Source organism: Propionispira raffinosivorans DSM 20765, assembly GCF_000381065.1.
Classification (GTDB): Bacteria; Bacillota; Negativicutes; order Selenomonadales; family Selenomonadaceae; genus Propionispira; species Propionispira raffinosivorans.
In genome coordinates, this window is sequence record NZ_KB905851.1 from 49,515 (window position 1) to 61,549 (window position 12,035).

The window sequence follows — 12,035 nt, forward strand, 5'->3', positions numbered from 1 at the left end:
AATACTAAAAGCATTTTATTCGTTAATCATCACAGCAAAACTGCAAGTGAATTTGTTGTTTGGTGGAAGCACCAAGATGCCTTCTTTCGTTTTTAAATCACCAGTGAAGTCATCATAATCAGCATGTCCATGCCAAGGTTCTAAGCAAAGAAATGGTGCACCGTTTTTGGGAGCCCAAATGCCGAAAAACGGAAATTCATGAAAGTCCATTGTTAAAGATTTTTTAGAGTGTTTGGATTTTAATGAAACAGTTGCTGATTTTAAGGTATCAAAAATCAAAGCATCTTTTTCAAACAAGTCTTTGTGCAGCGGGAGTTTTTTTGCATCTATTAAATAAGGTGTATGTTGATGTGTCAAAAAGCCTTTATCGCTTAAAGGAATGATAGAAGCAGTTTCTTTTTCACTAAATTCTAGAAAGCAATCATCCAGATCATCTGCCGGATCAATGGGGCACATAAAAGCGGGATGTGCTCCTACAGAAAAGAGCAGTTTCTCAGAAGCTGGATTTTGGACATTTAATGTCGTTTTGAGACCATGCTCTAGCAGCGTATATGTAATTTGAAAGATGAATTCAAAGGGATATACCGTGAGTGACTGGGGGGATGATTTTAACTCAAAGGTTAGCATTTGTGGTCCTTGTTTAATTAAGTTGAATTCAGATGTTCTTGCCAGTCCGTGTTGCGGCAGTTCATATATTTTTTCATTGACACGGTATTTGTTATTGATGCAGCGTCCCACAATTGGAAAAAGAAGCGGCGCATGATATTTCCAATAGTTTGGATTGCCTTGCCAAAGATATTCGGTACCCGTTTTTTTGCTGTATAAAGAATGGAGCTCACCACCATGTTCAGAGGCGGTTAATTGGAAGGTATCATTTTCCAAAGTATAAAGCATGAATCATCATCTCCATTAAAATTTAGTGAAATCAATTTGAGTGAGTGTAGGGACAACAATATCGGCAGCACTTAAATCCTGATCTCCGCTGTTTAGGTTTTTGAAGCCAATACAAGTCATTCCGGCGGCTTTTGCTGATAATGTGCCATTTTTGGAATCTTCGATAACGACACAGTCTTTTGGCTGTACTTGCAGTGTTTTTGCAGCTGCCAAATAAATTTCTGGATCAGGTTTACCATGCTGAACTTCTTCGCCGCTTAGTAAAAACTCGAAAGAATCCGTGATGTTCAGTCGGTCGACTACGGTTTTTACTAAATTTTTTGGTGAGGAGGATGCGACTGCCGCTGGAATTTTATGTTGTTCTAAATAGGCTAATATTTCACGAATTCCAGCGATGGGGGTTTGTGGATCTTCAAGCGTGTGTTTTAACATCCCTGATTCTTGGCGGGCTAAAATATTTTCAATGAGATCTGGAATATTATTTTCAATTTTTAATGTTGAAAATATCGAATGCATTGTCATACCGGCAAACCGGTCCATATCCTTTTCATCTATGGTTACTCCATAATAGGCCATTGTTTCAATACTAACTGCTGTGTGCATTGGTTCACTGTCGACGAGGACACCATCCATATCAAAAATAACTGCTTTCATATCAATACCTCATTTTTCATAAAATCAAATTTAATCATAGCGTAGATAGGCGAGTTTTGCAATATCGACAAATGTGATGATGGAATTTTAGTGCCGGGAAAACTTCAATAGTTTATCGAGATTTGCAATTAATATAGCGGATAAAATCATGGTACCGCCCAGCAGTTGAATGGGTAATATTCGTTCGTCAAGGACAAGATATCCAGTAATGATACCTGTTATAGGTACTAGATTGAGATAAATCGTGGTCAAAGTTACATCTAAAATCTTCAGTGCATAGATATAAAGAAAATAGCAGGCAGCTGAACAGACAACGGCAAGATAAATAATTTGCAGCAAAGCGGAAAATGAAAATAGGTGCCACTGTTGATATTCGGTTACGGCAAAAGGAAACAAAAATAAAGTACCGAAGAGTGTCTGATAGGTGACGATTGCCAAATCAGAATTATTAGATTGTTGTTTTTTACTGAAAATTGTATAAAAAGACCAAGAAATCATGGATCCGATAACAAATATATTTCCCAGGAAATGGTCTGAAGCTGTATCGAGAGCGCCGTTGGCTGTGATAGTCAAATAAGATCCGCCGATACCTAATAAAACCCCTAGTAGTTCACACAGCGAAAGCCTTGCTTTAAAAAATAGCATATTCAGCGTAATGGAAAGTATTGGTGTAACTGAGGTTATGAGTGATGCATTAGAGGCTGTGGTAAGTTTAATGCCAATGTTTTCGAAGCAAAAATAAATAGTTATACCCAGCAGGCCCGTTATGGCGAAACGACGTGTTCCTGCTTTATCAAGATGGGTTGTTGGTTCATATTTTCGGAAAATCGGCCATAAAATACAGGATGTAATTGCCAAACGAATGAAGGCAATTGTAAAAGGTGGAACTTCGGCGATGACAATTTTTGTACTAATAAAGGATGTGCCCCAGGCAATCATTGTAAAAAAAATTAGGATATTCGCAATGAGTGTAGGAGAGTACTTGGCTTGCATGTTTTGTAAAATTTTTGTCATGGGAAATCTCCTTATTTTAAAAAGAAAAGGCATAAAGTTCTTTATTTATAAATGTATTATCTTATGCAGGCTAAATAAGAATACCCCGTACAACAGATGCTGTACGGGGTATTGTTTATTTACTTTCTTTTACAGACTTTTCTTTTGCTTTCGCTTTGTCTTTAATTTTTTTCTCTTGTTGATGTTTGGCATAATCAATCCCCATACTCTTGAGTTTATGCTTTATGGTCATGATCGGATGCTTAAAGAACATTTTTCGCTGGGTGCTTTTCATGATTTCGCGAAATTCTTTGGTTTGCTTGTCGCCAAAACAAGGACGTTCGCAGCGTTCACAAATTGGTTTTGTAATTCCATAAGGACAGCGATTGATTTTTAGCATAGCTGTTGCGAGCAGGGCAGTACATTTTGGACATAACGTTTTATCACCATTTGTTTTATGATGGCTATGACAATAAACACCAAATGTTTTTTTGATATTTTCTTTTTCTTTAGGAACCGTGTTTTTTATTTCTATTGGTTTTTTCTTTGGTAAAAATCTTGATAAAATCCCCATAATAAAATCACCCTTAATTATTAAATTTATATCAGTCCAACTTAAATTGTAAATTGAAATGCGGATAAAAGCAAGTTTTTCGCATAAATTAATCTAAATAACGTTTTTGCTCGATCATGAGTAGCAGTTTGCAGCTTAACAATGTTATAATTGAAAACGTTATAAGTAGTTGAGGCTTGAATTTTGCAGGTATTGGTTTTTGCCATAGTTTAAAGACATATTGACAGGATATGTTTTCTATGTTAACATTCTAAACATAGTTGAAAACGAGGACTTATTTTAGCGAAGAATGAGGTGTTTTATAGTGTCAAAAATATCAAATAAAGGACTTTTTGTCGTTTTAATGGTGTTTAGTATGCTTGTGTTCAGTGGTTGTGGTATTGATGCCAGCAAGAACAGTGACTCGGAAAAATCAGCGATCACGATAGGAGTTACACCAGGACCGCATGCCGAAATCATGGAAGAGGTGAAGAAAGTTGCGGCAAAAGAAGGATTAGATATAAAAATTGTTGAATTTAGCGATTATATCCAGCCTAATGTAGCGTTGAGCAATGGTGAAATTGATGCCAATAGTTATCAACATCAGCCGTTTCTTGATTCCCAGATAGCCGATCGTGGCTATAAGATCGAATCCATTGCAAAAACGGTTATTTTTCCCATGGCCGTGTATTCCAAAAAACTTAAATCGTTGAGTGAGATCCCCGATGGTGCTATTGTATCCATTCCAAATGATCCGACAAATGGTGGGCGGGCTCTATTGATTTTAGAAAAAGCGGGTCTGCTAAAACTGAAGGAGAATGTTGGACTTAGTGCAACCGTTGCTGATATTATGGAAAATCCGCAGCATTTACAGATTAAAGAATTGGAAGCGGCACAGGTAGCTCTTTCTTTAATGGATGTTGATTTTGCTGTAATTAATACGAACTATGCTGCGCAAGCAGGGCTTGTACCCAATCGGGATGCTTTATTTATTGAAGATGGAAAATCACCTTATGCAAATGTTCTTGTAGTGCGCAGTGAAGACAAGGATAAAGCTGTCTTTAAAAAATTAATTAAAGCATATCAATCGGATGAAGTGAAACAATTCATTACGGATCATTTTCAAGGTTCGGGAACGGCTGCATGGTAAAAATATGAAGGAGAGGCAAAGCCCGTGATTAAACTTTCACATATCGAAAAAACGTACGAAGGGTCATCCGGTCCGGTTATGGCACTAAAAGGAATTGACCTTGAAATTAAACGTGGTGAGATCTATGGTATTATTGGACTCAGTGGTGCTGGGAAAAGTACATTGATTCGTTGCATTAATATGCTTGAAAAACCTACGGCAGGTAAGGTTATTGTCGATGGTCAAGATCTGACAGCTATGAATGATAGTCAGCTTCGTGCGGCAAGAAAAAATATTGGAATGATTTTTCAGCATTTTAACTTGCTGTCATCAGCAACTGTATATGAAAATATTGCTTTCCCTCTTAAGCTTGGCGGCTGTAGTAAGGAAGCAATTGAAAAGAAGGTTCAGCCACTCTTGCAGCTGGTTGGTCTTAATGATAAACAACATCAATATCCAGCGCAGCTTTCCGGCGGACAAAAACAACGTGTTGGTATTGCCAGAGCATTGGCAAGCGATCCCAAAGTATTGCTTTGCGATGAGGCGACTTCAGCACTTGACCCGCAGACAACGAAAGCAATTCTGGAGCTTATTAAGGATATTAACCAAAAATTGCAGCTTACGGTTGTGGTCATTACGCATGAAATGCAGGTGATTAAAGAAATTTGTGATAAGGTAGCGGTTATTGAGCATGGTGTAATTGCGGAAAAGGGTACGGTACTTGAGGTATTTACGAATCCGCAGCAACCGATTACCAAGGAATTTATCAGTGTGCTGATTAGCAATGAGCTGCCTAGTGCTTTTCGTGGGGCTGAAATTTATCCGACCGCAGTGCCGGGGAGTCATCTTTTGGTACGGCTTACCTTTATTGGTGATTCAGCAGATGATCCCGTGATTGCTGGTCTTATTCGTGGCTTTGACATAGAAGTCAGTATTTTGTTTGGCAATCTCGACCATATCAAATTGACGCCGTATGGGCGTATGATTATTGGTATTAGCGGTGAACAGCCGGAAATTGATAAAGCTCTCGAGTATTTAAAATCAAAGGATCTAAGAATTGAGGTGATCGGTTATGTCACAAGACATGGTCACATTGCTGATTAAGTCATTAGGTGAAACCATCTATATGGTAACGGTTTCAATGGTCATTGCCAGTGTAATAGGCATTCCACTGGGGGTGCTGCTTGTGACAACGGCCAAAAATCAAATACTGGAATGTATAGGCTTTAATCGTGTATTAGCATCTGTTGTAAATGCAGTTCGTTCAGTGCCGTTTATTATTTTAATGGTGGCAATTATTCCTGTTACGCGTCTTATCGTAGGTACTTCGATTGGAACAATGGCAGCGATGGTTCCACTTACGATAGCAGCTATTCCATTTATTGGACGCCAGGTTGAAACGTCATTAAAAGAGGTGGATGCTGGGGTTGTAGAGGCTGCAATGGCGATGGGGGCTACACCAATGCAGATTATCTGGAATGTTTTACTGCCAGAAGCAATCTCAGGGATTATTGCCCAGCTGACAACGGTCGTTATCGGTTTAGTTGGCTCTTCCGCTATGGCTGGCGCAATTGGCGGCGGCGGTCTGGGCGATCTCGCGATTCGTTATGGTTATCAGCGCTTTCGTGCGGATGTGATGCTGGCAACGGTCATCGTTTTGATTATTCTCGTGCAGGTGGTTCAATTTGCCGGGAATTATGTTGCGAAGCGGTTGAATAAAAAATAAATTTTAGGAGGGTAATTCATGAAAAAAATTGCATTAATTTTAACATCTTTACTTATTGCTGTGTTTGCCTTAACTGGTTGTGGCAGCGATGCTAAGCCGGAAGCTAATCAGGCTAAGACTGTTTTGAAGGTCGGAGCAACGGCAGTGCCGCATGCTGAAATCTTACAAGTTGTAAAACCTATTTTAGAAAAAGAGGGTATTGATTTACAAATCGTTGAATTCAGTGATTATGTTCAACCAAATCTTGCTTTAAATGATAAAGAATTGGACGCAAATTATTTTCAACATACGCCTTATATGGAAAATTTTGCTGCAGAACATAATTTGAAATTAACCAATGCCGGTGGAATTCATATCGAACCTATGGGCGTTTATTCCAAAAAAGTTAAGAAGTTGGATGAATTAAAAGATGGTGCAGCGATTGCAATTCCAAATGATCCAACAAATGGTGGACGTTCTTTGCTTTTATTAGAAAAAGCTGGTTTGCTTAAATTAAAAGATGGTATTGGTGTTAAAGCTACTGTACAAGATATTGTAAGCAATCCTAAAAATCTTCAATTTAAAGAAGTTGAGGCAGCTCAAGTGCCGCGTGCTCTTGATGATGTTGATGCAGCAGTAATCAATACAAACTATGCAATGGAAGCAAGTCTTGTTCCTTCGAAAGATGCATTGATTATGGAAGATAACACATCACCATATGTAAATATTATTACAGTACGTACTGGGGATGAAAATCGTCCGGAAATTCAAAAACTCGTTCAAGCTTTGCAATCGCCAGAAGTAAAGAAATTTATTGAAGAAAAATATAAAGGTGCTGTAGTACCTGCATTTTAAGGTATTATGATGAATACTGAGCCCTGCCGCTTGCGGCAGGGCTGTTTTTTTATGAGCAAGAATAAAAAAATAATAAAAAAATTTTTATTATTGCAGGAATTTGACTATAAAAAAACAAATATAATCTATCGTTGCATAAAAAGAAGGTGTAGCAACGTATTTTCCACACAGGACGGGAGAGTGTTATGAAAACTTTTAAATTGACAAAAGAGGAAACACAGGATTTAGCAGAGAGGTTTCAGACGCCGCTAGTGGCGATCTCTTTGGAACAAGTAGAGTATAATTACCAATTTTTACGAACGCACATGCCAAGGCTTAGGGTGTTCTATGCAATGAAATCAAATCCGGCAGCGCCGATTGTTGGCAAGGTGGCGGAACTGGGAGCAAGCTTTGATGTTGCCTCGGATGGTGAAATGCGCCAACTGACAGCAATGGGGGTCGCCGCGGATCGTATGATTTATGCAAATCCTTTTAAAACGCCACAGGGAATGACGCTAGCGGCAAAAATTGGTGTGAATAAATTTACGTTTGACAGTGAGAGTGAAATATACAAAATGGCGAAGTATGTACCGGGTGGTACGGTTTTACTTCGTTTAAGGGTAGACAATCCGAAAGCGCTTATTGATTTGAATAAAAAATTCGGGGCAGCACAAGAGGATGCACTGCATCTTTTGCGTATTGCCAGACAGCAAGGGCTTGATGTTGCTGGATTATGTTTTCATGTTGGAAGCCAGTCGCTTTCAATGGATGCACATAAAGAAGCATTTCGAATTTGTCGTGAGGTTTTTGATCAGGCCAAGGCAGAAGGTTTTGCGCTTCATATTCTTGATATTGGGGGCGGACTGCCAGTTCCAGCACCGGATATGAATTTTGATTTGCTGGAAATGGCACAGGAAATCAATGAACAGATTGAAACATTGTTTCCGGATACAGAGATTTGGGCAGAGCCGGGACGTTATATTTGTGGAACGGCGATGAACCTAATAACGAGCGTTATGGGATTGCAAGATCGTAATCACCAGCCGTGGTATTTTCTTGATGAAGGTCTTTATGGTACCTTTTCCGGGGTTATCTTTGATCACTGGGAGTATGAGTTGGAAACATTCAAACAAGGTGAACTAACACCTGCGACTTTTGCCGGGCCAAGTTGTGATTCAATTGATATTTTATATCGAGACCGTATGAGTGTGCCTCTGGCCATTGGTGATCTTATTTTAGTGCCAAACTGTGGTGCATATACGTCGGCTTCAGCAACGGAATTCAATGGGTTTGCTTTAGCAAAGATGGTTGTTTGGGAAGAAGTAAAACACATAGAGAAAGCCGTTGAAGCTGTAGGCTAGACTTTGAGAAAAAGGTGATCTTATTAAAAATTTAGGCAGTATATCAAATGCGATTGTTGTTTTAATTGTTTTGGCGGCAATTTATGTAAAAATGAACGATGCTGGTGCGGATGCAATTTTTCGAGGTTCGGATATCTACATTGTGGTAGGAGCCGTACTGGCACTTGTAGTACTTAAGATTTTTTACAGTCATAGAAATAAAAAATAGGCTAAAACAAAATAATAGAGAAAATTAAAAAAAAGTCAAGTGGATAACTTTGCATTATTACAAAGTTATCCACTTTTTTATCCACAAATAACCTCTGATTGTGGATAACTATGTGAGAATAGTAAAAAAACTGCAATAAAACAGATATATAAGCTGTGGATAAGGAGTTATCCACAGCTTATATATCTGTTGATAACTTTAGAGATATATTTTATATTTGCGTTGTTCATAAATCAAGGCTAAAATTACAAATACATAAGTGCAGTAAATTACAAGAATTTGTTGTAAAATAAGACATATAAAATAAAATTTTAGGCATGGTGAATATATGGATGAAAAAATTGAAGAATTTAGCGAAAAAACACTGAATTGTATTTTACGTGAAACTGTAGATGCAATGGAAAACAGTAAAACACAAATTTTTGACATTTATGAAGGGGCTCGCAGTGAAGTAGAACATATTCAAATGGATATCAAAGAAGTGAAAGAAAAAGTATATGAAGTAATTGAAAAAGTAGATCGATTGGAAATTGAGGAACAAGCCGCTAAACAAAAACTGGTTCGTGTGAGCAGAAATTTTAAATCTTATACGGAGTCTGATATTCAAAATTGTTATGAAGCTGTCAAAGATGTCCAGATTCGGCTGGCTATTGCCCGCGAACAAGAAGAGCATTTACGTCATCGCCGCGATACACTGGAAATTCGGCTGCGGAAACTTGCAGCAACCGTGGAAAAGTCAAAACATCTGGTTGTTAAAATTGGGGTCGTTTTAGGTTATTTGAGTTCACAAATCAATGCGGTTGTGACACAGATTGAAATGCTGAATCAGGATAAAATGCTTGGGGTGCAAGTAATCAAAGCCCAAGAAACTGAACGGCTGCGTGTTTCCCGTGAGATTCACGATGGACCAGCTCAAACGATTGCAAATTTGATTTATCAATCCAGTATTTGTGAACGGATGATTGATATTGATTCCGATGAAGCAAAAGCCGGGCTTCAGGAAATTCGTCGTCAAATTCGTCATTGTTTAGGTGAAGTTCGCCGTATCATCTTTGATTTAAGGCCTATGTCCTTGGATGATTTGGGGCTTGTAGCGACGGTGGATCAATTTTTAGGGAAACTAAAAACACGTGGCAATTTGTCAGTGGCTTTTAATGTTGAAGGTATAGAAGTTAAAATTAATCAATATGTTGAAGTAAGCATTTTTCGGATTATTCAAGAAGCGTTAAATAATATTTATCGGCATGCGGAGTCTCCTTCAGCAGAACTTCGCTTGATTTACGGAAAAGAGTATATGTCAGTTGTCATTAAAGATATTGGCAAAGGATTTTTAGTTGATCAGCCTCATGATAACGAGGAACAAAATGGTTGTTTTGGTCTTATGGGAATGAAAGAGCGGGCTGCGATAATTCACGGGCAGCTTTTAATCGATTCAAAGCCAGGCTGTGGTACAGAAATCCGTTTGCTAGTACCGTTAAGTGAAGTTTGTGAATCGGATATTAAATAGAAAATGAGGAATCGGCGTGAATAGGCAAAGACAGAAGAATATGCCGCTTTTACAGGCAATGCGGCAGTATGCAGATTCTGGTGTAGTGGGGTTTCATACACCAGGACACAAACAGGGGAAAGGTGTCCATAGCTCATTGCGTGATCTAGTGACGCCGCTTGGCTGGAAAATGGAAGTATCACTCATGGATGAATTGGATGACCTGCATGAACCAACGATGTGCATCAAAGAAGCACAGGATCTTGCCGCCGATTTGTATGGTGCGGATGCTACGTATTTTATTATCAATGGGACAACGGGAGCTATTCAGGCTATGGTGTTGGCTGCCTTGCATCCTGGCGAAAAAATTATTGTGCCGCGTAACGCACATCGGTCGATTATTGGTGGAATAATGTTAAGCGGTGCGATACCAATTTTTATTCAGCCTGAAATCGATGCAGAACTGGGGATTGCCATGGGAATAGCGACAGAAACCGTTGACGAGGCGATTACAGCACATCCTGATGCGAAGGCAGTACTTATCATTAATCCTACCTATTATGGTGTGGCATCGGATCTCCAGGCCATAGCGACGCTGGTACATGACAATAACATGCTGCTGCTTGTAGATGAAGCACATGGACCTCATTTGAAATTTAATGTATCTTTGCCCTTGCAGGCACTTGATGCTGGGGCGGATATTGTGGCACAAAGTACGCATAAAATCATTGGATCCATGACGCAATCTTCAATGCTTCATGCTAAATATGGACGAATTCATCCGGAACGATTACGGACGATGGTGAGTTTGGTCCAGTCGACGAGTCCCAACTACCTGTTGCTGGGGTCTTTAGATGCGGCGCGTATGCAGATGGCAGAAAGCGGACCACAGCTTATTGGCCGGGCCGTAGATCTGGCGAATTGGATTCGCCGTGAGATCACACAAATTAAAGGCCTTTACTGTTTTGGACCGGAACGGCTGCACCAGTCTGGTGCTTATGCGTTAGATGTTACGAAAATTACGGTTACAGTTCGCGATCTTGGTATAAGTGGTGCCTGTGCCGAACATATTTTACGACATAAATATAAGATTCAATGTGAATTATCCGATGTATATAATGTTTTATTTATTATTTCACTCGGTGATAGTGAGGTCGAAGCGAGACTTTTAGTGAATGCCTTGCAGAATCTGGCGGCAAGTCAGCAGCACAATAGGCAGCGTTTTACACAACCAATGGCTTTGCCAAAAATCCCCAGACAAAGATTGGCACCTCGTGAGGCCTTGTTTTCTGATACGGCTGTTCAGCCTTTTGATACGAGTGAAGGGTGTGTGGCAGGTGAAGTCATTACTTTTTATCCGCCGGGAATTCCGGTTATCTGTCCAGGTGAAGAGATTACGAAAGAAATTATTAATTATATAAGGGCCATGCAAAAAATCGGGTTAAAAATAGTCGGACCGCAGGATGCAACGCTCAAAATGATAACAATAATCAAATGAAAAATTTAAGAAATAATGTGGTGAGATAGATATGAAGGGGAAATTAATTATTATTGAAGCTGGGGACGGCTGTGGTAAGGCAACTCAGACAAAAGCTTTATTTGAACATTTGCAAAAAGATGGCCAGCGGGTTCATAAAATTGAGTATCCAGATTATGCCAGCGAATCATCTGCGTTGGTTAAGATGTATTTGAATGGTGATTTTGGTAAAAAAGCGGAAGACGTTAATGCTTATGCGGCATCTACATTTTATGCGGTAGACCGTTACGCATCTTTTCGGATGAAATGGAAACAATGGTATGATGCTGGGGATATTATTATTGCAGATCGTTATACGACCTCGAATATGGTCCATCAAGCTGTTAAATTTTCCGATCTGCAGGAACGAGAAGATTTTTTGACGTGGCTTTGGGATCTGGAATTTATTAAGCTGGGCTTGCCAGTTCCATCCATGGTGATTTTTTTAGAGATGGCACCCGAGTTTAGTGAAAGGTTGATTACAATCCGTTCTGATAAAATGCATCAAGTGAAAGACATCCATGAACAAGATCAAGCCTATTTGCAGCGATGTCATGCTGCTTATTGCCAATTGGCAGAAAAATATGGCTGGTTTACGGTTTCTTGTGTCAACAATGAAAAATTAAAAAGTATTGAAGAAATTCATGGCGAAATTTATGCGTTGCTACCAACGCTATTACTAAAATAACAACGCGGTCAAGC

The 12,035-nt window shown here is 39.2% G+C and carries 13 protein-coding genes; 9 read left to right on the plus strand and 4 right to left on the minus strand.

The features are described 5' to 3' along the window. Positions 1–15: 15 nt before the first annotated feature. From F606_RS0111150 to F606_RS0111165, 4 genes are all read right to left on the minus strand, one after another. On the minus strand, positions 16–882 hold the full coding sequence (locus F606_RS0111150) for an aldose 1-epimerase family protein (protein ID WP_211210065.1): 867 nt from the start codon (positions 880–882) through the stop codon (positions 16–18). A 27-nt stretch (positions 883–909) separates the two neighbouring features. Further along, on the minus strand, positions 910–1,548 hold the full coding sequence (locus tag F606_RS0111155; protein WP_019553971.1) for an HAD family hydrolase: 639 nt from the start codon (positions 1,546–1,548) through the stop codon (positions 910–912). A gap of 87 nt (positions 1,549–1,635) precedes the next feature. Continuing rightward, positions 1,636–2,562 (minus strand): DMT family transporter, encoded by a 927-nt coding sequence (locus F606_RS0111160; protein ID WP_019553972.1) that lies wholly within the window; start codon positions 2,560–2,562, stop codon positions 1,636–1,638. Positions 2,563–2,677: 115 nt separating this feature from the next. Then, a complete protein-coding gene (locus F606_RS0111165; protein ID WP_019553973.1) occupies positions 2,678–3,115 on the minus strand; it encodes a nitrous oxide-stimulated promoter family protein in 438 nt (145 codons plus the stop codon). A gap of 289 nt (positions 3,116–3,404) precedes the next feature. Between F606_RS0111165 and F606_RS0111170 the strand changes: the two genes are divergently transcribed. The 9 genes from F606_RS0111170 to F606_RS0111210 all read left to right on the plus strand — a co-directional run bounded on the left by F606_RS0111170 (position 3,405) and on the right by F606_RS0111210 (position 12,021). Continuing rightward, a complete protein-coding gene (locus F606_RS0111170) occupies positions 3,405–4,244 on the plus strand; it encodes a MetQ/NlpA family ABC transporter substrate-binding protein (protein WP_033368332.1) in 840 nt (279 codons plus the stop codon). A 24-nt stretch (positions 4,245–4,268) separates the two neighbouring features. Continuing rightward, on the plus strand, positions 4,269–5,327 hold the full coding sequence (locus F606_RS0111175) for a methionine ABC transporter ATP-binding protein (RefSeq protein ID WP_019553975.1): 1,059 nt from the start codon (positions 4,269–4,271) through the stop codon (positions 5,325–5,327). Further along, entirely contained in the window at positions 5,296–5,949 is a 654-nt protein-coding gene (locus F606_RS0111180) for a methionine ABC transporter permease (protein ID WP_019553976.1), read from the plus strand. Before F606_RS0111175 ends, F606_RS0111180 begins: the two co-directional genes overlap by 32 nt. 18 nt (positions 5,950–5,967) lie before the next feature. Continuing rightward, on the plus strand, positions 5,968–6,783 hold the full coding sequence (locus F606_RS0111185) for a MetQ/NlpA family ABC transporter substrate-binding protein (RefSeq protein WP_019553977.1): 816 nt from the start codon (positions 5,968–5,970) through the stop codon (positions 6,781–6,783). Positions 6,784–6,968: 185 nt separating this feature from the next. Further along, positions 6,969–8,123 carry a type III PLP-dependent enzyme gene (locus F606_RS0111190; RefSeq protein WP_019553978.1) on the plus strand — a complete coding sequence of 385 codons (1,155 nt, stop codon included), beginning with the start codon at positions 6,969–6,971 and terminating at the stop codon, positions 8,121–8,123. Positions 8,124–8,193: 70 nt separating this feature from the next. Beyond that, on the plus strand, positions 8,194–8,331 hold the full coding sequence (locus tag F606_RS23475; RefSeq protein ID WP_211210066.1) for a hypothetical protein: 138 nt from the start codon (positions 8,194–8,196) through the stop codon (positions 8,329–8,331). Positions 8,332–8,659: 328 nt separating this feature from the next. Beyond that, positions 8,660–9,838, plus strand: a complete 1,179-nt coding sequence (locus F606_RS0111200) for a sensor histidine kinase (protein WP_019553980.1) — start codon at positions 8,660–8,662, stop codon at positions 9,836–9,838. Between the two features lie 40 nt (positions 9,839–9,878). After that, positions 9,879–11,315, plus strand: a complete 1,437-nt coding sequence (locus F606_RS0111205; RefSeq protein WP_019553981.1) for an aminotransferase class I/II-fold pyridoxal phosphate-dependent enzyme — start codon at positions 9,879–9,881, stop codon at positions 11,313–11,315. 31 nt (positions 11,316–11,346) lie between these two features. Beyond that, entirely contained in the window at positions 11,347–12,021 is a 675-nt protein-coding gene (locus F606_RS0111210) for a dTMP kinase (protein WP_019553982.1), read from the plus strand. The last annotated feature ends 14 nt before the right edge of the window (positions 12,022–12,035 follow it).